Annotated in this window: 21 protein-coding genes; 7 read left to right on the forward strand and 14 right to left on the reverse strand. The window is 75.0% G+C overall.

The window, feature by feature from the left end; all coding sequences use genetic code 11:
* Positions 1-56: 56 nt before the first annotated feature.
* The gene (locus tag GSF02_RS11110) at positions 57-926 is read left to right on the forward strand and encodes an MBL fold metallo-hydrolase (protein ID WP_159796062.1); all 870 of its coding nucleotides are present in this window, start codon (positions 57-59) and stop codon (positions 924-926) included.
* A gap of 44 nt (positions 927-970) precedes the next feature.
* Here the strand turns inward: GSF02_RS11110 and GSF02_RS11115 are convergent, their stop codons facing one another.
* The 3 genes from GSF02_RS11115 to purS form a co-directional block, all read right to left on the reverse strand.
* Entirely contained in the window at positions 971-1,405 is a 435-nt protein-coding gene (locus GSF02_RS11115) for a hypothetical protein (RefSeq protein ID WP_159796065.1), read from the reverse strand.
* A 172-nt stretch (positions 1,406-1,577) separates the two neighbouring features.
* On the reverse strand, positions 1,578-2,297 hold the full coding sequence (gene purQ, locus GSF02_RS11120) for a phosphoribosylformylglycinamidine synthase subunit PurQ (RefSeq protein ID WP_159796068.1): 720 nt from the start codon (positions 2,295-2,297) through the stop codon (positions 1,578-1,580).
* Positions 2,297-2,581, reverse strand: a complete 285-nt coding sequence (gene purS, locus GSF02_RS11125) for a phosphoribosylformylglycinamidine synthase subunit PurS (RefSeq protein ID WP_159796071.1) — start codon at positions 2,579-2,581, stop codon at positions 2,297-2,299. Before purS ends, purQ begins: the two co-directional genes overlap by 1 nt.
* Positions 2,582-3,030: 449 nt before the next feature.
* Between purS and GSF02_RS11130 the strand changes: the two genes are divergently transcribed.
* Positions 3,031-4,035: a DUF4190 domain-containing protein gene (locus tag GSF02_RS11130; protein WP_159796074.1), complete on the forward strand. Its 1,005-nt coding sequence runs from the start codon at positions 3,031-3,033 to the stop codon at positions 4,033-4,035.
* A 93-nt stretch (positions 4,036-4,128) separates the two neighbouring features.
* On the opposite strand, the gene GSF02_RS11135 is transcribed toward GSF02_RS11130, so the two are convergent.
* The 4 genes from GSF02_RS11135 to GSF02_RS11150 form a co-directional block, all read right to left on the reverse strand.
* Positions 4,129-5,049, reverse strand: a complete 921-nt coding sequence (locus GSF02_RS11135; protein WP_235915507.1) for a phosphoribosylaminoimidazolesuccinocarboxamide synthase — start codon at positions 5,047-5,049, stop codon at positions 4,129-4,131.
* Positions 5,050-5,455: 406 nt separating this feature from the next.
* Positions 5,456-6,745: a phosphoribosylamine--glycine ligase gene (purD, locus tag GSF02_RS11140; protein ID WP_159796080.1), complete on the reverse strand. Its 1,290-nt coding sequence runs from the start codon at positions 6,743-6,745 to the stop codon at positions 5,456-5,458.
* Between the two features lie 115 nt (positions 6,746-6,860).
* Positions 6,861-8,153, reverse strand: a complete 1,293-nt coding sequence (locus GSF02_RS11145) for an adenylosuccinate synthase (RefSeq protein WP_159796083.1) — start codon at positions 8,151-8,153, stop codon at positions 6,861-6,863.
* Between the two features lie 211 nt (positions 8,154-8,364).
* Positions 8,365-8,823, reverse strand: a complete 459-nt coding sequence (locus GSF02_RS11150; protein WP_159796086.1) for a DUF3151 domain-containing protein — start codon at positions 8,821-8,823, stop codon at positions 8,365-8,367.
* 138 nt (positions 8,824-8,961) lie between these two features.
* Here GSF02_RS11150 and GSF02_RS11155 point away from each other — a divergent pair, with 138 nt between their 5' ends.
* Positions 8,962-9,378, forward strand: coding sequence for an STAS domain-containing protein (locus GSF02_RS11155; RefSeq protein ID WP_235915505.1), 417 nt, complete (start codon positions 8,962-8,964; stop codon positions 9,376-9,378).
* Positions 9,379-9,428: 50 nt separating this feature from the next.
* Here the strand turns inward: GSF02_RS11155 and GSF02_RS11160 are convergent, their stop codons facing one another.
* A complete protein-coding gene (locus GSF02_RS11160) occupies positions 9,429-11,843 on the reverse strand; it encodes an ATP-binding SpoIIE family protein phosphatase (protein ID WP_159796089.1) in 2,415 nt (804 codons plus the stop codon).
* Positions 11,844-12,001: 158 nt separating this feature from the next.
* On the opposite strand from GSF02_RS11160, the gene GSF02_RS11165 reads away from it, so the two are divergent.
* On the forward strand, positions 12,002-12,367 hold the full coding sequence (locus tag GSF02_RS11165) for an STAS domain-containing protein (protein ID WP_159796092.1): 366 nt from the start codon (positions 12,002-12,004) through the stop codon (positions 12,365-12,367).
* A gap of 160 nt (positions 12,368-12,527) precedes the next feature.
* Here GSF02_RS11165 and fbaA read toward each other — a convergent pair whose 3' ends face one another.
* Positions 12,528-13,547 carry a class II fructose-bisphosphate aldolase gene (gene fbaA, locus GSF02_RS11170; RefSeq protein ID WP_159796095.1) on the reverse strand — a complete coding sequence of 340 codons (1,020 nt, stop codon included), beginning with the start codon at positions 13,545-13,547 and terminating at the stop codon, positions 12,528-12,530.
* A 139-nt stretch (positions 13,548-13,686) separates the two neighbouring features.
* Positions 13,687-14,427, reverse strand: a complete 741-nt coding sequence (locus tag GSF02_RS11175; RefSeq protein WP_159796098.1) for a TrmH family RNA methyltransferase — start codon at positions 14,425-14,427, stop codon at positions 13,687-13,689.
* A 142-nt stretch (positions 14,428-14,569) separates the two neighbouring features.
* Between GSF02_RS11175 and GSF02_RS11180 the strand changes: the two genes are divergently transcribed.
* Both GSF02_RS11180 and GSF02_RS11185 read left to right on the forward strand, forming a co-directional pair.
* Entirely contained in the window at positions 14,570-15,460 is an 891-nt protein-coding gene (locus tag GSF02_RS11180; protein WP_159796101.1) for a VTT domain-containing protein, read from the forward strand.
* A 104-nt stretch (positions 15,461-15,564) separates the two neighbouring features.
* Positions 15,565-16,305, forward strand: coding sequence for an HAD-IIA family hydrolase (locus tag GSF02_RS11185; protein ID WP_408003885.1), 741 nt, complete (start codon positions 15,565-15,567; stop codon positions 16,303-16,305).
* Between the two features lie 162 nt (positions 16,306-16,467).
* Here the strand turns inward: GSF02_RS11185 and pyrE are convergent, their stop codons facing one another.
* Positions 16,468-17,043, reverse strand: a complete 576-nt coding sequence (pyrE, locus tag GSF02_RS11190; RefSeq protein WP_159796107.1) for an orotate phosphoribosyltransferase — start codon at positions 17,041-17,043, stop codon at positions 16,468-16,470.
* Positions 17,044-17,093: 50 nt separating this feature from the next.
* On the opposite strand from pyrE, the gene GSF02_RS11195 reads away from it, so the two are divergent.
* Positions 17,094-18,158, forward strand: coding sequence for a magnesium and cobalt transport protein CorA (locus GSF02_RS11195; protein ID WP_159796110.1), 1,065 nt, complete (start codon positions 17,094-17,096; stop codon positions 18,156-18,158).
* A gap of 31 nt (positions 18,159-18,189) precedes the next feature.
* Here the strand turns inward: GSF02_RS11195 and GSF02_RS11200 are convergent, their stop codons facing one another.
* From GSF02_RS11200 to GSF02_RS11210, 3 genes are all read right to left on the reverse strand, one after another.
* Complete coding sequence (locus GSF02_RS11200; protein WP_159796113.1) at positions 18,190-18,963, reverse strand: SDR family NAD(P)-dependent oxidoreductase; 774 nt, start codon at positions 18,961-18,963, stop codon at positions 18,190-18,192.
* A 10-nt stretch (positions 18,964-18,973) separates the two neighbouring features.
* A complete protein-coding gene (locus tag GSF02_RS11205; RefSeq protein WP_211100088.1) occupies positions 18,974-19,627 on the reverse strand; it encodes a hypothetical protein in 654 nt (217 codons plus the stop codon).
* Between the two features lie 115 nt (positions 19,628-19,742).
* Positions 19,743-20,885: a M24 family metallopeptidase gene (locus GSF02_RS11210; RefSeq protein ID WP_159796119.1), complete on the reverse strand. Its 1,143-nt coding sequence runs from the start codon at positions 20,883-20,885 to the stop codon at positions 19,743-19,745.
* Positions 20,886-20,907: the final 22 nt, after the last annotated feature.

Raw genomic sequence — 20,907 nt, forward strand, 5'->3', positions numbered from 1 at the left:
CCGCGGGGCCGCCGGCGGGCGGCCCCGCGGCGGCGCCGCCGTCTAGGCTGCCGCGCATGACGACGCCCGCCCCGGTGACCTCGTTCGCGTCGGTGCTGCGCGCCGACAACCCGGGCCCCATGACGCTCGACGGCACCCGCAGCTACGTGCTGCGTGCGCCCGGCGCGGAGGCGGCCGTCGTCGTCGACCCCGGGCCGGACGAGCCTGACCACCTCGCCGCGCTGGCCGCGGCCGGCCCGGTCGCGCTGGTCCTCGTGACGCACCGGCACGCCGACCACACGGACGGCTCGCCGCGGCTGCGCGGGCTCACCGGGGCGCCGGTGCGCGCGGCCGACCCGGCGCACTGCCACGGCGGCGACCCGCTGGTGGGCGGCGACGTGGTCGAGGCGGCCGGGCTGCGCATCGAGGTGCTGGCCACGCCGGGTCACACGGCGGACTCGGTGTCGTTCGTCGTCGCGCCCGCCTCGGGTCCCAGGGCGTCCGGCGCGCCGGACGCGCCCGTGGTGCTCACCGGGGACACCGTGCTCGGCCGCGGGACCACGGTGATCGCCGAGCCGGACGGGTCGCTGCGCGACTACCTCGCCAGCCTCGACGCCCTGGAGCGCCTCGCGACCGGGGGCGTGCCGGTGCGCGGCCTGCCCGGTCACGGACCCGTGGTCGACGACCTCGGCGCCGTCGTGCGCGCCTATCGCGCGCACCGGCAGGAGCGCCTGGCGCAGGTGCGGGCGGCCGTGGCGGCCCTGGGCGTCGTCCTGCCGACCCCGGCCCAGGCGTCCGCGGGGGCGCCGGGCGACCTGCCCCCGGGCGTGCCAGACGACCTGGCGGACGCCGTCGTCGACGCCGTGTACGCCGACGTGGACGGGTCCGTGCGCGCGGCCGCGCGCCAGTCAGTCGTGGCGCAGCTGGAGTACCTCGCCGGGCGCTGACCGGGCCCGTCCGCCTTGGACGCGCGGACCCGCGAGCCCAGACCTCAGGCGTCGACCTCGTGCGGCAGCACCAGCGCCCCGCCCGTCGGCACCGCCAGCTCCCAGCGCGAGCCGTGGCCGCCCGAGGCGGCGTAGTACGGCGTCTGCACGACGACCCGGCCGGGCCGCACGGAGGCGATCTCGACCGGCGTCGGCTCGTCGACACCCTCGCCGCGCAGCAGGACCCAACGCTCGGCGAGCACGGCGATGCCGGTCGTGTGCAGCAGCTCGCGGGCGTCCGCCTCGTCGCCGGCCGGGCCGACCGGGTGGCCGAAGACCGTGGCGGGGACCCACTGGGGCTCGCCGTCGCCGCGCTCGTCGTCGCCGTCGGTGCGCCCGCCGGCGGGCAGCAGGTAGCCGACGAGCTCGCCGTCGTCAGGTCGGTGCACGGGGACCCAGGACGCGGGAACCGGGGCGGGGGCGTCGGCGGGACCTCTCATGCGCGGCACCGTAGCGACGCGGCACGGCGGACGGCACGGCATTTCCGTCCGTGCGTACCCCTTCCTCGCGCATCCGGGTCCCTGGCGGTCCGAGACAGAAGGGTCTGTCTCGGACCGCCAGGGACCCGGAACGGATCAGGCTCGCGAGGCCTGCAGGGTCAGGCGGGCGGCGTCAGGCGCGCACCAGCGACGCGAGCACCGACGTGAAGAACGTCAGGCCGTCGGTGCCGGCACGCACGCCGTCGGCGGCGTCGGGGCCGAAGCCGGCCTCGACCGCGTGCTCCGGGTGCGGCATGAGCCCGACGACGTTGCCGCGCTCGTTCGTGATGCCGGCGATGTCGCGGCGCGAGCCGTTGGGGTTCTGCCCGACGTAGCGGAACACCACGCGGCCCTCGCCCTCGAGCTCGTCGAGCGTGCGGTCGTCGGCGACGAACTGCCCGTCCTGGTTCTTCAGCGGGATGGTGATCGTCTGCCCCTGGGCGAACTGGTTCGTCCAGGCGGTCGAGGCGTTCTCGACGACCAGCTGCTGCTCGCGGCAGACGAAGTGCAGGTGGTCGTTCTTGACCATCGAGCCGGGCAGCAGGTGCGCCTCGGTGAGGATCTGGAAGCCGTTGCAGATGCCCAGCACCGGCATGCCGCCGCGGGCGGCGTCGACGACGGCGCCCATGGCCGGCGCGAACCGGCTGATCGCTCCGGCGCGCAGGTAGTCGCCGTAGGAGAAGCCGCCCGGCAGGACGACGGCGTCGACCCCGTGCAGGTCGGCGTCGGCGTGCCAGAGGGACACCGGCTCCCCGCCGGCGAGGCGCACGGCGCGCGCGGCGTCGCGGTCGTCGAGCGTGCCGGGGAACGTGAGGACGCCGATGCGGGCGGCGTCGAGCGTCGGGGCGGCCATCAGGCCGCACCCTCGACAGTCGTCGCGGCCGCGTCGGCGGCGACGTCGGCCACGCGGACGACGTCCTCGATGACCGGGTTGCTCAGCAGCGTCACCGCCGCCTCCTGGGCCGCAGCCAGGACCTCGGGCGTCACGTCGCCCTCGACCTCCAGCTCGAAACGCTTGCCCTGGCGCACGCTGGTGAACTGGGTGAAGCCGAGGCGAGGCAGCGCCCCGACCACGGCCTTGCCCTGGGGGTCCAGGATCTCGGGCTTGGGCATGACCTCGACGACGACGCGTCCCACGGGGGCTCCTCTGGTGGGTCTTCCGGCACGTGCCGCCGCTCCGGGATCCCGCGCACGGGCGCCAGCGGCCGGTGCGGTGCACGCGATCGGTGCACTCGACGTCTGGCGCGGTCTGGCGCAGGTGTGCGCGAGCGGGAGCACGACGGCGGGGTTCCGCGGCCAGTCTACCCGCGGCTCGCGGGCCGCCGGTCCGTCGTCCCGCACCGCTCGGCCACGACGGCTCTCTGTGAAGAACTTCCAGGTCACGATCCTGCAACACCCTGCCGCCCTGGCGGCGGACCAGTCCGGCGCGCGGGCGCCGCGCCCGATAGGGTCGCGGCGGCGGCTCGCACGACCGCGCCCTCACGGGCCGGGTGCGCCGTCGTCCTCGAACCCCGCCTGTACCCGTGGCGCCGTCCCGCGGGGTGACACCTGCCCGCGCCACGACAACGCCGACCTGTGAGGCCGCATTGAGCACCACGCCCCCGGAGGGCACCGCCCCGGACCCGTTCGCCCCGCCGTCCTCGACCCCCGAGACGCCGGCTCCCACCCCGTCGGGCACCACGCCGCCCGCCGCGCCGTACGGCACGCCGTCCGCGCAGCCGACGCCTGAGCAGCCGGCGCCGTACACCGAGGGTGGCGCGCCCAGCACCGACGCCCCCGCCTCGCCCTACGAGGCCGCCCCGTCGTCGCCGTACGGCACGGCTCCGGCCGCGCCGCAGGCGCAGCACGGCTCCCCGTACGGCCAGCCCGCCGCCCCGGGCACCGACGGCTTCGCCATCGCGTCGCTCGTCACGGGCATCCTGGGCACCGGCATCGTCGCGCTCGTGCTCGGCATCGTCGGCCTCAACCGCGTCAAGAAGTCCGGCCAGAACGGCAAGGGCATGTCCATCGCCGGCATCGTGCTCGGCGCGCTGGGCATCGTCGGCGGGATCATCTGGGCGATCTTCCTCGTGTGGGCGTTCAGCAACGCCGACGAGCTCCAGGACCTCGACACCGCCTCCGGCACCTCGGTCGTCGAGGAGACCGAGGCGCCCGCCGCCACCGACGCGCCGAGCGACGACGCCGCCGAGGACACCGCGGACGAGTCCGGTGCGACGTCCCTCCAGGGCGCCGTCGCGGCCGACGCCGGCTTCGAGCTCGGCGGCTGCTTCGACGCCCCGCCCAGCGGGAACGTCTACGACATCGACTTCGTCGACTGCACCCAGTCGCACGAGTACGAGGTGTACGCCGTCGACGCCTTCGCCGAGGGCTCCTACCCCGGCGACGAGGCGATCACCGACGTCGCCGTCGACTTCTGCAAGTCCTCCTTCGAGGACTACGTGAGCGTGGACTACTTCGACTCGTCGCTCGACTACGACGCCTACATCCCCGACGCCGAGTCGTGGGAGCAGGGCGACCGCGAGCTCGCGTGCTACGCGTACTCGATGGACGGCGATCCGCTGACCAGCAGCGTCAAGGGCTCCGGCCTCTGACCGGTCCGACCCGGCCCCGTGGGGCCGCTCGGCGCACCACGGGGCGCCCTCCGCACGGAGGGCGCCCCGTCGTCGTCTGGGCTCAGCGGCGGCTCAGCGGCGGCTGAGCGGCGCACCGGTCAGGCGCTCGTACGCCTCGAGGTAGCGGTCGCGGGTGCGCAGCACGACGTCGGCCGGCAGCGCGGGCGGCTCGCCGCCACCCGCACGGTCCCAGCCCGAGGAGGGCGAGGTGAGCCAGTCGCGGACGAACTGCTTGTCGAAGCTCGGCTGGGCGCGGCCCGGCTGCCACTGGTCGGCCGGCCAGAAGCGCGAGGAGTCGGGGGTGAGCACCTCGTCGCCCAGGACGACCTCGCCCGTGACGGGGTCGGTGCCGAACTCCAGCTTGGTGTCCGCCAGGACGACGCCGCGCTCGCGCGCGATCTCCTCCGCGCGGGCGTAGACCGCCAGGGTGAGGTCGCGCAGCGTGCTCGCCGCCGCCTCGCCGACGCGCTCGACGACTGCCGAGAACGGCACGTTCTCGTCGTGCTCGCCGATCTCGGCCTTGGTCGCGGGCGTGAAGATCGGCTCGGGCAGGCGCGAGCCGTCCACGAGGCCGTCGGGCAGCGGGATGCCCGTCACCTCCCCGGACGCGCGGTACTCGGCCAGCCCCGAGCCGGTGAGGTAGCCGCGGGCGACGCACTCGACGGGGAACATCTCCAGGCGCCGGCAGATCATCGCCCGCCCGGCCACGACGTCGGGCACCAGCCCGTCGAAGGGCGCGGCGCTGACCTGCGTGCTGACGACGTGGTTCGGCACCAGGTCGGACAGCTGCTCGAACCACCACAGGCTCAGCTGGGTGAGCACCACGCCCTTGTCCGGGATGCCGGGGGCGAGCACGTGGTCGTACGCCGAGACGCGGTCGGAGGCGACGACGAGGACGACGTCGCCGAGGGGGTGCGCCCCGCCGAGGGACGGCAGGTCGGGCTCGTACAGGTCCCGCACCTTGCCCGAGTAGACGTGCCGCCAGCCAGGCAGGTCGAGCGGGCCGCCGGCGAAGGCCTCGGGGACGTCGTCAGCAACGTGGTCAGCGCGCGTGTCGGTCACCCGGTCAGTGTCCCATCCCGCCGGCGGACGACGGCGCCGCGTCCCGCGGGCGGCGCCCCGGCGGTCGGCGCCGGTGTCTGGTGCGGTCGGCGCCCCGCCGCTCGGCGCCGGTGTCTGGTGCGGTCGGCGCCCCGTCGCTCGGCGCCGCGTTCTGTTCGGTGAATCGTTGGCTGATCGGTGATCCGGATCGCCGATCAGCCAACGATTCACCGAACAGACGCGGGGCGGGGCGCGGGGCGGGGCGCGGTGCCGCGCGGTGCGGGGCTCGGTGCGGCCGGGGCGGAGTGCGGGGCCCGGCGGGGTGCGCCGGGGCGGGGCGGGCGCCCGGCCGGACGTGTCAGCCCGCCGTCGGGACCGTGACCTCGCCCCGCGCCGCCCTGAGCGCGATGTCCGTGCGGTGGTGGGAGCCGGCGAGCCCGATGCGGGCCACGCCGTCGTAGGCGAGCCGGCGCGCGGCGTCGAGGTCCGCACCGCGCGCGACGACTGACAGCACCCGCCCGCCGGAGGCGACCAGCGCGCCGCCGGACGTCGCCGTGCCGGCGTGCAGCACGTGCACGCCGTCGAGCGCCTCGGCGTCCTCGATCCCGGTGATCGGGTCGCCCTTGCGCGGCGTGCCCGGGTAGCCGGCGGCTGCGACGACGACGTTGACGACGGCGTCGTCCGACCAGCGCAGCGGCTCCAGGTCGCCGAGCCCGCCGGTGGCGGCGGCGTGCAGCACCGACGACAGGGGCGTGGCCAGCCGGGCCAGCACCACCTGGGTCTCGGGGTCGCCGAACCGGGCGTTGAACTCCACCACCCGCGTGCCGCGGGAGGTCAGGGCCAGGCCCACGTAGAGCACGCCGGCGAACGGGGTGCCGCGGCGGGCCATCTCGTCGACCGTCGGCTGCGCGATCCGCTCCAGGACCTCGTCGACGAGGCCGGCGGGCGCCCAGTCGAGCGGCGAGTACGCGCCCATGCCGCCGGTGTTCGGGCCGGCGTCGTCGTCGCCGACGCGCTTGAAGTCCTGGGCGGGCACGAGCGGCACCACGGTGGCGCCGTCGCTGATGCAGAACAGGGAGACCTCGGGCCCGTCGAGGTACTCCTCGACGACGACGCGGCCGGCGCCGCCGGCGGCCCCGAGAGCGGCCTCGGCGTGGGCGAGGGCGGCGGCGCGGTCGGCGGTGACGACGACGCCCTTGCCGGCGGCCAGGCCGTCGTCCTTGACCACGTGCGGGGCGCCGAAGTCGTCCAGCGCGTCGGCGACCTCGGCCAGGGTCGTGCACACGTGCGCCCGGGCGGTCGGCACGTCGGCGGCGGCCATGACCTCCTTGGCGAACGCCTTGGACCCCTCGAGGCGCGCCGCCTCGGCCGAGGGGCCGAAGCACGGGATCCCGGCGGCGCGGACGGCGTCGGCGACGCCGGCCACCAGCGGGGCCTCGGGCCCGACGACGACCAGCTCCGCGCCCAGCGAGGTCGCCAGGGCGGCGACGGCGGCGCCGTCGTTCGCGTCCACCGCGTGGAGCGTCGCCTCCCGGCCGATGCCCGGGTTGCCGGGCGCCGCGTGGAGCTCGTGGCCCCCGGGCTCGCCCGCCAGGGCGTGGACGATGGCGTGCTCGCGAGCACCGTTCCCGACGACGAGGATCTTCACGGGCGCCCAGTGTAGGTGGGTGCCCGGGACGCACGACGCGCCCGCCCGGTCCGCGGCCAGGGCGGCCGGGGACGTGCCGGGCGGGCGCGTCGGGTCAGCGACCGGGGGGCGCCGGTCAGCGACCGTGGATGAGGTCGTGCACGGGGATGATCTCGTCGCGGCGCGGGCCGACGCCCACCGCGGAGATCCGCGTGCCGGAGACGCTCTCGAGGAACTTCAGGTACTCCTGGGCGTTCTTCGGCAGGTCCTCGATGGTGCGGGCGTGGGAGATGTCCTCCCACCAGCCCGGCAGCTCCTCGTAGATCGGCACGGCGTGGTGGAACGCGGTCTGGTCGTCGGGCATCTCGTCGTAGCGGGTGCCGTCGACGTCGTACGCCACGCACACCGGCACCTTGTCCATGCCGGTGAGCACGTCGAGCTTGGTGACGACGAGGTCCGTCAGGCCGTTGACGCGCGAGGCGTAGCGGGCGATGACGGCGTCGTACCAGCCGGTGCGGCGCGCGCGGCCGGTGGTGACGCCGTACTCGCCGCCGGTCTTGCGCAGGTACTCGCCGGAGTCGTCGAACAGCTCGGTCGGGAACGGCCCCTCGCCCACGCGGGTGGTGTAGGCCTTGATGACGCCGATGACCGAGTCGACCCGGGTGGGGCCGATGCCGGAGCCGGTGACGGCGCCGCCGGCGGTGGCGCTCGACGACGTCACGAACGGGTAGGTGCCGTGGTCGATGTCGAGCATCGTGGCCTGGCCGGCCTCGAACAGCACGGTCTTGCCGGCGTCGAGGGCCTGGTTGAGCACCAGCGGGGTGTTCGCGACCATCGGCTTGAGGCGCTCGGCGTACGCCAGCAGCTCGTCGACCGTCTGGTCCACGTCCACGGCGCGGCGGTTGTAGACCTTCACCAGCAGGTGGTTCTTCTGGTTCAGCGAGCCCTCGACCTTGTCCCGCAGGATCTTCGGGTCGAACAGGTCGGAGATCCGGATGCCGACGCGGTTGATCTTGTCCGCGTACGCCGGGCCGATGCCGCGGCCCGTGGTGCCGATCTTGCGCTTGCCGAGGAACCGCTCCGTCACCTTGTCGATGGTGCGGTGGTAGCCGGTGATGACGTGCGCCTGGCTCGAGACCAGCAGGCGCGAGACGTCGACGCCGCGCGCGATGAGCGCGTCGAGCTCCTCGAACAGCACCTCGATGTCGACGACGACGCCGTTGCCGATGACCGGCGTGACGCCCGGCGACAGGATGCCCGAGGGCAGCAGGTGCAGGGCGTACTTCTCGTCCCCGATGACGACCGTGTGCCCGGCGTTGTTGCCGCCGTTGAACTTCACCACGTAGTCGACGCGGGACCCGAGCAGGTCCGTCGCCTTGCCCTTGCCCTCATCGCCCCACTGGGCACCGACGAGCACGACCGCTGGCATGGGGGATCCCTCTTCCCTAGGTAGACGAGGCCGGCGCCCGCCTCCTGGCGGCGGCCCGACCGCCTGCCGAGTTTACCCTCTCGTGACCTTTCCCCGGAGGGGAAGGCCCGAGGCGGTGGACGACGTCGCGGGGCGGCCGGTGGAGGACACCGCGGGCGGGCCGGTGGCCGACGCCGCCGGCGGGCCCGTCACCAGGCGCGATGCCCGCGCGTCAGCGCAGGCCGGCGACCTCGGCGGAGGAGGTGCCGGAGTCGACGAGGAACTGCTTGCAGCGCTCGACCTCCTCCGTCTCGCCGATGAGCTCGGCGGCCGTGGCCAGCGCCAGCAGCGCGCGCAGGAAGCCCTGGTTCGGCGCGTGGTCGGCCGGGATCGGGCCGCGCCCGCGCCAGCCGGCCCGCCGCAGCGCGTCGAGGCCCCGGTGGTAGCCGGTGCGCGCGTAGGCGTACGCCGTCACGACACGAGCGGTGCCCAGCTCGGCCCGCTCGTCGCCGCCGTAGCCCTCGAGCGTGTCCTCGGCCAGCGCCGCCCAGGCGAGCGACGACGACGGGTGGGCCGCGGCGAGCGCCGCGGGGTCCTCGCCGGCGTCGAGGCCGGCGGCCACCTCGGGGTGCTCGTCGGGCAGCAGCGTGGGCTCGGGGGCCAGCAGGTCGGGCCGCGGGGAGTCGCTCATGGCCCCATCGTCCCACCGCGGCCCCGGGCGCGTCGGGCGCCCCGCCGCCACGCCGCCACCCCGCCGCGGTCCGGCCACCGCGCCGCCGCGGTCCCGCCACCGCGCGTGCGCCCCGCGCCAGCACGTAGGCTCGATCACATGATCGAGATCGCGACGTCCTCGACGACTGCGACGCTCGTGATCGCCGGAGACCTCGACCTCGCTGAGCGGGACCAGTTCCCGGAGATCGCGGCGCGGGTCGTCGGGCTGCGACGTCAGCTGCTGGTCATCGACATGTGCCGGGTCACCTTCATGGACTCCACCGGCGCGGCGTTCCTCATCTCCCTGGCCGACGCCGGCCGCAAGCGGGGCGGGGCCACCGTCCTGCGCGGCGCCGACGAGCGCGACCTGTTCGTGCTGGAGGTCTGCGGGGCGCTCGACCTGTTCCGCGTCGACGCCGACCACCGCTGCGACCCGGCGTCCATGCCCGCGACGCCGCCGCGGCCCACCAGCGCCCAGCCCCCGGCGTACGGCGGCCGCCGCGCCGCGCTGTCCCAGCGCCGTCGGCGCGCCTGAGCCCGCCGCGTCGACGCCTCAGGCGGACGGCTCGTCAGGCGGACGGCTCGTCAGGCGGACGGCTCGGCGACGCGCCCCTCGGGCGCACCGGCGTGCCCGCCGTCCGCGGGCCGCCCCGCCTCCGCCCCAGCCTCGCCCGCGACGCCGGGGCCGGCCCCGGGCTGCCGGAGCCGGGCCCACACGAGCTTGCCCGTGGCCGTGGGGCGCCAGCCCCAGTCGGCCAGCCGCTCCACGATCTGCATGCCGAAGCCGCCCATGCGATGGGCGTGGCCGTCCGTGGCGACGGGCGGGGCGGGGTTGGAGTCCTCGACCTCGATGCGCAGACCCTCGCCGGTGTCATAGAGGCGCAGCGCCACGTTGCCCCAGCCGTGCAGCACGCCGTTGGCCACCAGCTCGGAGACCACCAGCTCGGCCGCCGCCGACTCCGCGATGCCCCACGCCTCGCACGAGCGCAGCACCGCGTGGCGGGCCCGTCCGATGGAGGTCGGCTCGCTGGGCAGCAGCCAGCGCCGCGAGCGCGGGCTGAGCGTGCGGCCCGCCGCGGCGTCGTTGACCGGGTCGGGCACGCGTACGACGACGAGCGCGACGTCGTCCTCCGGGGCGTCGGCGAGCCGGGCGAGCAGCTCCTCCCCCACCCCGGCGGCGTCCCGGGCAGTGATCCGCCCGGAGGTCTCGACGAGCGCGTCGAGCCCCGTGCGCAGCGAGCGGTCGCGCCGCTCGATGAGCCCGTCGGTGTACAGCAGCAGCACGTCGCCCGGGCGCAGCTCCGCGGTCGCGGTGGTCCGCTCGGCGAACCCGAAGCCGACCAGCGAGCCGCCGACGGCGGCGAGCTGGTGCACCTGCCCGTCCCGCAGCAGCAACGGCGGCAGGTGCCCGGCACGGGTGTACTCCACGGCCCAGGTCTGGCCGGCGGCGCCCCGGTCGCCCTCGGCGTCCGACGTCGAGCGGCGCAGCGCCGCGTAGACGAGGCTCGCCGAGCGCGGCACGCGCATGCCCCGGACCAGCTGGTCCACCCGGTCCAGCACCACGCCGGGCGTCGTGAGCTCGTACGCGTACGAGCGCACCACCGAGCGCAGCTGGCCCATCGCCGCGGCCGCCTCGACGTCGTGCCCCACGACGTCGCCGATCACCAGGCCCACCGTGGTGTCGTCGATCTGCAGCACGTCGTACCAGTCGCCGCCCACCTGCGCGTGCTCGGAGTTGGGCGCGTAGTAGGTCCACACGTCCAGGCCGGTGACGTCGGCCTGCTCGGGGAGCATGGCCCGCTGCAGGGCCTCGGCGAGCCGGTGCTCGCGCGCGTACAGCCGGACGTTGTCGATGGCGGTGCCGGCGCGGCGGGCGAGCACCTCGACGACGGTGCGCACGTCCCCGGACTCCGGCTCCTGGCGCTCCTGCGACGCCCAGGCCGGCACCTCGGCCGGCGCGTCGGCGGGCGCACCGGCGTCGTCGCCGGGCCACGTGACCAGCAGCCCGAGCACCTGCCGCCGCCCGCCCACGGCGTGCACGACGACCGAGCCCGGCCGTGCGCCGGTCTCGGCGCCGATGCGGCGCACCAGGTCGCGGCGCAGCCAGCCGGACGCCGAGAACGGCGGGTAGGCGACGTCGAGGCGCAGCGCGACCGGCCCGTCGACCAGCCCGTCGAGGAGGTCCTGCACGGCGTCGACCGCCTCGGCGCCGCGCGTGGGCACCGACGGGTCGTCCTCCAGCGCGTCGAGCGCCGCGTCGCCGACGTGGCGGGCGTGCCGGCGACCGCGACCGCTCGGCGGGGCGGCGACGTCGATGCCCTCCGCGAAGACCAGGCCGTCGTCGTTGAGGTAGAAGCCCGCCCACGGCACGAGGCTGCGCAGCAGGGCGGCGATCTCCCGCAGGGCGTACGGGTGGTCCAGGTCAGCCAGGAGCTCGGTGGACCGGGCGACGAGGGCGAGGTCGGCGCGCTCGCGGCGCTCGACCTCGAGGGAACGCTGCTGCGCCGACTGCTCGTCCACGAGCCGCGAGACGTCGATGCTCACCATGAGGTAGTGGGTCACCGCACCGGCGGCGTCCTGCCGGGGCGTGAACGTGGTCAGCGCCCAGTACGTCGCGCCGTCCCGGCGCCGGTACTGCAGCGTGACGGTGACGACGTCGCCGCGGGCCAGCCCGGCGCGCAGGTCGTCGTCGGCGCCGGGGTCGGCGAGCAGCGCGACGAGGCCGCCGAGACCGCCGGCCGGCGCACCGGCGCCGTCGTTCCCGGCTCCGTCGTTCCCGGCACCGTCGTTCCCGGTGAGATCGCTCTCGTTGAGGTTGCTGCCGGCGAGGTCGTCGAGGCGGTAGCCGGTGGCGGTGGTGAAGGCCTGGTTCGCCCACAGCAGGGGCATGCCGGCGTCGTACGGGCCGGTCAGGAGCACGGGGACCGACGTCGCGGCGGCGATGTCGGCCAGGACGGACGGGTCCCCGCGCCACTGTGACGGACCGGACAAATCCGTCATTGCGCCTCCGCCGTCCCGAGTCGTAGGTGAAGATGGTGTTCCTGCAGGTCAATCAAACCGTAGTGTGGTGCCTGACGAGGCGCGAGGGATGCGCAGCAGGCACCCGGGGGGCTGGAAGGAGCACCGTGCGCGACGGAACGGAACCGAAGGCGGCCGCGATGAGCGGCACGGAGACCGACGACCACCTGCCGTCGGACGGTGACCCGGCGAGCGTCCACCTCATCGTGGGCACGACCCGGGCGCGCATCGTGCTGTCCGGCGAGATCGACGCGGACATCGGCCCGGAGCTGGGCGAGGCGGTCGCCGAGGCGGAGGCCTCGGGCCTGCCGGTCGAGATCGACGCGCACCACATCACCTTCATGGACTCCTCGGGCGTCGCGTTCCTCGCGCGCCTCGCGTCGCGGATGCCGCACAAGGTGCGCATCCTGCGCGCGCCGCCCACGGTGAAGTTCCTCCTCGAGGTGACCCGGATCGGCGAGATGCTCGAGATCGTCGACACCGACGAGGGCTTCGACGTCCAGTGACGCCGAGATAGAGAGCTTCGGCGCCGAGATAGAGAGCCCCCCGGCCGAGATAGAGAGGCCCCCCGGCCGAGATAGAGAGGCCCCGCCCGCCGCGATCGGATCGCGGCGGGCGGGGCCTCTCTATCTCGGCGCCGAAGCTCTCTGTCTCGGCCTCGGTGCGTCACATCTTGTGGCCGGCGGAGCGCAGCTGCTGGCAGGCCTCGACGATGCGCTGGGCCATGCCGCCCTCGGCCTGCTTGCCCCAGGCGCGCGGGTCGTAGGCCTTCTTGTTGCCGACCTCGCCGTCGATCTTGAGCACGCCGTCGTAGTTCTTCATGACGTGGTCGACGACCGGGCGGGTGAACGCGTACTGCGTGTCGGTGTCGATGTTCATCTTGATGACACCGTTGTCGACCGCCTGGGCGATCTCCCCGGCCGTGGAGCCCGAGCCGCCGTGGAAGACCAGGTCGAACGGCATGTCCTTGCCGATCTCCTTGCCGACGGCCTGCTGGATCTCCAGCAGGATCTCCGGGCGCAGCTTCACGGCGCCCGGCTTGTACACGCCGTGCACGTTGCCGAAGGTCAGCGCGGTGAGGTAGCGGCCCTTCTCGCCGGCGCCGAGGGCGCGGACCGTCTGGAGGCCGTCCTCGGGCGTCGTGTAGAGCTTGTCGTTGATCTCCGCGGCGTGGCCGTCCTCCTCGCCGCCGACGACGCCGATCTCGATCTCGAGGATCGTGCGGGCGGCCTGCGACAGCTCGAGGAGCTCGGCGGCGATGGTGAGGTTCTCGTCGATCGGCACGGTGGAGCCGTCGAACATGTGCGACTGGAAGGTCGGCAGCTTGCCGGCCTTGACCTGCTCGGCCTCGAGCGCCAGCAGCGGACGGACCCACGAGTCCAGCTTGTCCGCCGTGCAGTGGTCGGTGTGGATGGCGATGTTCACGGGGTAGTTCTTGGCGACCTCGGTCGCGTACGCCGCCAGGGCGAGGGAGCCGGCGATGCGGTCCTTGATCGTCGAGCCCGAGGCGTACTCCGCGCCGCCGACCGACACCTGGATGATGCCGTCCGACTCGGCCTCCGCGAAGCCCTGCAGCGCGGCGGTGATGGTCTGCGACGAGGTGATGTTGACCGCGGGGTAGGCGAACTTGCCGGCCTTCGCCCGGTCGATCATCTCGGCGTAGACCTCGGGGGTAGCGATAGGCATGTCAGTGCTCCAAGGACGAACGGATCTGCCTGGTCGATCCTCCCACGGCGTACCTGCGGGCGTCATGCCTCCGGCGGCTGCATCGACGCCCGCGGCGCTCGCCGGCACGGGCGATGACGAGGCGTCGGACGCCCGGACCCTATCGGGTCTCGGCCGCGGCGGCACCGGCGTGTCCGCCGACGGCGCCGGAGACGGCGTCGGTGCTGGTGGGAATGCCTGCGGCGGCCCCGGGCCGCGCGTGCTGGAGCGCCCAGGCGTGCATGGCGATCGCGGCGGCCGCGCCGGCGTTGAGGGAGCGGGTGGACCCGTGCTGGGAGATGTGGACGACGTCGGCGCAGACTGCCTGCATCGCCGGCGTCAGCCCCGTGGACTCCTGGCCGAGCACCAGCACGCAGCGCTCGGGGAACCGGTAGCCCTCGATCGGCACGGAGCCGGGCACGTTGTCGACGCCGATCACCGGCATCCCGGCGTCGGCCGCCCACGCGGCGAGGGCCGCCGCGTCGGGCCGGTGGTGCACGTGCAGGTAGCGGTCGGTCACCATCGCGCCGCGGCGGTTCCACCGCCGTCGGCCCACCACGTGGACGCCGGCGACGTTGAACGCGTTCGCGGTGCGCACCACGGACCCGATGTTGAGGTCGTGCGCCCAGTTCTCGATGGCCACGTGCAGCGGGTGCCGGCGCGTGTCCAGGTCGGCGACGATGGCCTCCACGGTCCAGTACCGGTAGCGGTCGACGACGTTGCGGCGGTCGCCGTGGGCCAGCAGCTCGGGGTCGTAGCGCGGGTCGGGCGCGCCGTCGGGCCCCGTGGGCCACGGGCCGGGCCAGGGGCCGACGCCGACCTCGGGCGCGGACGAGCCGGGCGCGGCCAGAGGGTCGGTCATGCGCCCATCCTCGCGCACCGGCCTCCCGCACCCGACCGGTGCCCGACCGGTGCACGGCTGCGCGCCGCCGGCCGCGCCCGGGCACAGGACCCGACCAGGGCGCCCGCGGGTCGGGCACACCGGCCCGGCTAGGCTCGTCCCCATGCTTGCGACGACCGCGCTCGCGGACGCCCTGCCCGCGCTGGCAGCCCACCTCCCCGCCGCCGGCGCCGTGCACGCGCTCGGCCCGGACTGGATGGACCCCCAGACCCTCATCGACCGGTTCGGCGACGCCGCGCTGGTGGGCATCGCGCTCGTCATCTTCATCGAGACCGGCCTGCTGTTCCCGATCCTGCCCGGCGACTCCCTGCTGTTCACGGCGGGCGCGCTCGTGGCCCAGGGGACGCTGCACATCAACCTGCCCGTGCTGTGCGTGATCCTGTTCGTCGCGGCGTTCCTCGGCGACCAGACCGGCTACCTCATCGGCCGGTTCGCCGGCCCCAAGATCTTCGACCGGCCCGACTCGAAGATCTTCAAGCGCCAGTACATCGACCAGACCAACGCCTACTTCGACAAGTACGGCGGCCGCACCATCGTCATCGCTCGGTTCGTGCCGATCGTGCGCACCTACGCGCCCGTCGCGGCCGGCGTCGGGCGCATGGGCTACCGCCACTTCGTCGGCTTCAACGCCCTCGGGGCGCTGCTGTGGGCGGTGGGCATCACCGTGCTCGGCTACCTGCTGGGGAACATCACGTTCGTCAAGGACAACATCGAGGCGCTGATCGTCCTGATCGTGCTGATCTCCGTGGTGCCGATGGTCGTGGAGGTGCTGCGGGCGCGCAGGCAGGAGAAGGCGGCCGCACAGGCAGCCGCGCGGGCGGGCGACGCCGCGGCCGCCACGGTGACCGGCAGCGCGCCGGAGGCCGCCGGTGCGCCGACGGCCACGGGTGCGCCGACGGCCGTCGGACCCGCCGCGCCGGGTGCCGCGCCGTCGCCGGGTACTCCCGGTACCTTCCACGACGACGGCACGCGCCCGCCCCGCCACGCGCGCTGACCGCACCGCCACCGCGCCGGCGCCTGCCGGCGCCCCGCTCCGAGAGAGGTACAGCGTTGACCGAGCGACTGATCGAGCGCCCCATCGAGTCCTGGCTGACGGACATGGACGGCGTGCTCGTGCACGAGGGGTACGCCATCCCGGGCGCGCCGGAGTTCGTCAAGGCGCTGCGCGACGCCGGCAAGCCGTTCCTCATCCTCACGAACAACTCGATCTTCACGCCGCGCGACCTGCGCGCCCGCCTCGCGGCGAGCGGCATCGACGTGCCCGAGACGGCGATCTGGACCTCGGCCCTGGCCACCGCCCGGTTCCTCGACGACCAGAACCCGGGCGGGTCGGCGTACGCGATCGGCGAGGCCGGCCTGACGACGGCGCTGTACGAGGCGGGCTACACGCTCACCGACAACGACCCGGAGTACGTGGTGCTGGGCGAGACCCGCACGTACTCGTTCGAGGCCATCACCAAGGCGATCCGCCTGGTCCAGGGCGGCGCCAAGTTCATCGCCACCAACCCGGACGTGACCGGCCCGTCGCAGGAGGGCCCGCTGCCCGCCACCGGCGCCGTCGCCGCGATGATCACCGCCGCCACCGGGCGCCAGCCGTACTACGTGGGCAAGCCGAACCCGATGATGTTCCGCTCGGCGCTCAACCGGATCGACGCGCACTCGGAGACGACGGCGATGGTCGGCGACCGCATGGACACCGACGTCGTCGCGGGCATCGAGGCCGGCCTGCACACGTTCCTGGTGATGACGGGGTCCACCACGTCGGCCGACGTCGAGAAGTACCCCTTCCGCCCGTCGCAGGTCGTCGACTCCGTCGCGGACCTCATCACGCTCGTCTGACGCCCGGCATCACGCTCGTCTGACGCCCGGCCGGGCCGCCCGAAGACCCCCGGAGACGCCGACGGCTGGAGAACTGGGACGAAACTCGCGGAGTTTCGTCCCAGTTCTCCAGCCGTCGGCGTCCCAGGCGCGGCGGGCGGGTGCGGCGCGTGCCGTCCCGGCTCAGCTCAGGCCGAGGTCCGCCAGCCCGAACAGGTAGTGGTAGGCGTAGCCGCGCTCCTCGATCTTCTCGCGGGCGCCCGTGTCGCGGTCCACCAGCGTGGCGACGCCCAGGATCTCGGCCCCGGCCGCCTCGACGGCGTCGATCGCCTGCAGCAGCGAGCCGCCCGTGGTCGAGGTGTCCTCGACGACGACGACCTTGCGGCCCGCGATGTCCGGGCCCTCGATCTGGCGCTGCATGCCGTGCGCCTTGGCGACCTTGCGCACCACGAACGCGTCGAGGTCCTGGCCGCGCGAGGCGGCGGCGTGCAGCAGGGCGTCGGCGATGGGGTCGGCGCCCAGGGTCAGGCCGCCGACGGCGTCGATCTCCGCCGTGCCGAGGCCGACCTCCTCCAGGTGGTCCAGCAGCACGTGCCCGACCAGCGGCGCGGCGCGGTGGTGCAGCGTGATGCGGCGCAGGTCGACGTAGTAGTCGGCCTCCTTGCCGCTGGCGAGCGTCACCTTGCCGTGCACCACGGCGAGCTCCTTGATCAGCTCGGCGAGCTGCTCGCGCGGGGTCGGGGAGAAGTCTGCGGTCATGGCGGCCAGCGTAGTGCGCGCCCGACGCCGTCTCGGCGCAGAGTGTCCCCGTGAGCATCATCGACAACGCCGTGTACGTGGACGGCCGCCGCACCGCGCCGCCGTCGCTCGAGCTGACCTTCGAGACGCTCCGCGACCGGGGCGGCGTGGCCTGGATCGACCTGTACCGCCCGTCGGAGGCCGAGCTGCGGGCGGTGGCCCAGGAGTTCGAGCTGCACCCGCTGGCGGTCGAGGACGCGGTGCACGCCCACCAGCGCTCCAAGCTGGACCGGTACGACGACGTCGTCTTCGTCGTCGTGCACCCGGCGCGCTACCTCGACGACGCCGAGCGGGTCGAGTTCGGCGAGCTGCACGCGTTCGTCGGGCCCGACTTCGTGGTCACGGTGCGCCAGGCCGAGTCGCCCGACGTCGCGGCCGTCCGCGCGCGCCTCGAGGCGGACCCGGACCGGCTGCGCCACGGGCCCGTGCCCATCCTGCACGCGCTGCTCGACCAGGTGGTCGACGAGTACGCGCCGGTGCTCGACGGGCTGCGCAACGACGTCGACGAGATCGAGGACCAGCTGTTCGACCGCAGCCCGGGCGTCTCCCGGCGCATCTACGAGCTGTCGCGCGAGGTGATCGCCTTCCAGCGGGCGACCCACCCCCTGGCGGACATGCTGCGCGCGCTGGAGTCCGGCGCGGTGCTGGCCGGGGCCGTGGGAGCCGGCCGCTCGGGGGCGGCGAGCGCGGCGCCGGACGGGACGCTCGACGTCGAGATGCAGCGCAGCCTGCGCGACGTGCTCGACCACACGATCCGGTGCGCCGAGCAGGTCGACGAGTTCCGCACCCTGCTGGAGAACGCCCTGACCGTGCACTCCACGCTCGTGGCGCAGGAGCAGAACGAGGAGATGCGGCGGCTGTCCGAGACCAGCGTGCGCCAGGCCGAGCAGGCCAAGAAGATCTCGTCCTGGGCGGCGATCCTGTTCACCCCGACGCTCGTGGCCTCGATCTACGGCATGAACTTCGAGCACATGCCCGAGCTGCACTGGCTGCTGGGCTACCCGATGGCGCTCGCGCTGATGCTGGTGCTCGCGGTGGCGCTGTACCGGGTGTTCAAGAAGGTGGACTGGCTCTAGGGGCGCCCCGCCGCGCCGGCCCGGCCGCCGGTCAGCGGTACTTGCCCACGCGGCGCACCGCGCCGCGCGGCAGCACCCGCAGCAGCGCCGAGGCCGCCTTGTAGCGCGCCGACGGCACGGACAGCACGACGCCGCGGCGCACGTCCGCGAGCGCCTCGGCCACGACGTCGGACGCGTCGAGCCACGCGACCTCCGGCATCCGCGACATGTCGAGGTCGGCGCGGGAGTGGAACTCGGTGTGCGTGAAGCCGGGCGCGACGACGGTGGCGGTCACGCCGGTGCCGCGCAGCTCCACGGCCAGCCCCTCGGTGAAGGAACGCACCCAGGCCTTGGCGGCGGCGTACGTGCCGCCGGCGGTGAGCGCCGCGACCGACCCGACGTTGAGGATCGCCCCGCGCCCGCGCTGCGTCATCTGCCCGACGGCGGCCCGGCTGAGCACCAGCACGGCGCGCACCATGACGTCCAGCGCGCGCTCCTCCACGGCGAGGTCGCCGTCGACGAACCGCTGGCCGGTGGCGAAGCCGGCGTTGTTGACGAGCAGGCCCACCGGGCGGCGGCCGTCGCCGTCCTCGGCGCCCGTGACCGCGAGCCGCTCGGCGACCCGGTCCAGGTCCTCGCGCACGGACAGGTCGGCGGGCAGCACCTCGACGTCGACGCCGGCCACCACGCGGATGCGCTGCGCGACGACGTCCAGGCGCTCGGCGTCGCGCGCCACGAGCACCAGGTGGTGCCGGGCCGTGGCCAGCTGCCAGGCGAACTCCAGTCCGAGGCCGGCGGTGGCGCCGGTGACGAGCGCGGTACCCATGCGGGCCAGCCTAGAGGCGGGCCGCCGCCGCGCGCGCGAAGGCCACGATCCGGCGCGCGCGGAACACCAGCGCGAAGCCGATGGCGGTGACGTGCCCGGCGACGCGCATCCGCTCGTTCACGGCGCCCGGCAGCACCGGGTCCGCGTCGGGGACGATGCCGTCCTTCGCCGAGCGCAGCGACAGCACGCGGGCCCGCTCGGCCGGCCCGATGCGCTCCAGCAGGCGCGGCACGGCGTGCAGCGACTCGTCGAAGACGTCGTTGTAGGTCAGCACGGGGTCGGGCAGGTGGTCCGGATGGCGGAACTTGCCGACCACGAGCACGGCCGCCGCGAGCGTCGGGTGCTCGGCGAGCACGGCCAGCGCCGCGCCCGCCCCGGCGGAGGCGCCGACGACGACGACCCGCTCCCCGCGCGCCTCGTACCCGCGCACGACGTCGAGCAGCGCCGCGGTGCGGTCCGCGAACCGGGCGTCCGAGGACCAGCCCACGCGGAACACCGCCGTGCGCACGCCGAGCGACCGCCAGGTGCGCAGGCCCTGGCGCTGCAGCCAGACCAGCCAGCCCATCCGGTCGCCCAGGCCGGGCACCAGCACGACCCGCAGGGGCACCCGGTCCCGGCGGCGCGGACCCGCGGGCGCGACGCGGCGGCGGGACTGGCGGGGCACGGCGGTCATCGTGCCAGGCGGGACGCCACGGCGCGCGGCGTCCCAGGGCACGGCGTGCCAGGGCGAGGCGTCGCAGCGCGCGGCGTCACAGGGCGCGGCGTCACAGGGCGCGGCGTCACAGGTCGAGCGCGAAGTCGCTCATCACCTCGGCACCGTCGGCGCCGACCCGGACCATCCACTCGAGCCGGACGCCGCCCACCTCGGGGTCGTACGCGCCGGGCTCCAGGAGCACCACCATGCCCTCCTCGAGCGGCACGTCCACCCCTGGCGCGATCGTCGGGAACTCGTGGCTCGCCGCGCCGACGCTGTGGCCGGTGTGGTGGGGGTACGCGTAGCCGTCCCGCGCGAGGGCGGCGCGCACGACGTCGTCGAGCGCCCCGGCCGTCACGCCCGGCCGCAGGGCCGTCAGCCCCGCGTCCAGGGCGCCCCGGACGGCGGCGTGCATGGCGCGCAGCCGCGCCGTCGGCTCGCCGAGCACGAACGTGGCGGCGCTGTCGCCCCAGTAGCCGTCCAGGCGGGGGGCGAGGTCGGCGATCACCGGGTCGCCCTCCCGCAGCACCCGGTCCGTCGCCCAGCCCACCACCGCGGCCGTGCGCTCGACGCCGGAGACGAAGTCGCCCGTCACCTCGCACCGGTGGCCGACGTCGCCGTCCCACACCGCGCGCACGTCCGCGAACGCCTCCAGCTCGGTGCGCCCGGGCAGGGCGACCTCGCGCGCCCGCCGCTGCGCGGCCGACGTCAGCCCGGCGCACCGCCGCAGCGCCGCGAGCTCCTCGGCGGTCTTGACCTTGCGCGCCGTGCGCAGGGCGTCGGTGGCGTCGACCAGCCGGTGCGCGCGCTCGCGCAGCAGCTCGGCGACCGGGGCCGTCAGCGAGTCGGGCTGGACGAGGACCCGTCCCGCACCACCCAGCGCCTCGCCCGGTGCCCCGTCGAGCAGGCCGCGCACGGCCGCGGCGTAGGCGGTCGCCGGGGCGAGCGCACCGAGCGTGTCGTCCCCGTACTCCACGACGTGGTCGGCGCGCGAGGCCCGCGCCGCGCCGGCGCGCATCCGCGGGACCACCAGCCAGGTCTCCCCCTCGGGCGAGACCACCGCGAGGTCGGGGCCGCCCGCGACGAACGGCACCCCCAGCTCCTGGGACACGAGCATGCCGGTGGCGTAGAAGACCGCGTCGTACCCGCTCAGCACGGCGAACGACGCCTCTGCGGACCGGACGGCGGCGGCCACCCGCGCGGTGCGCTCGTCGAGCGTGGTGCTCACGCGATCTCCTTCGATCGGGGTC

It is taken from the genome of Puerhibacterium puerhi (assembly GCF_009846865.1).
Lineage (GTDB): Bacteria > Actinomycetota > Actinomycetes > Actinomycetales > Cellulomonadaceae > Puerhibacterium > Puerhibacterium puerhi.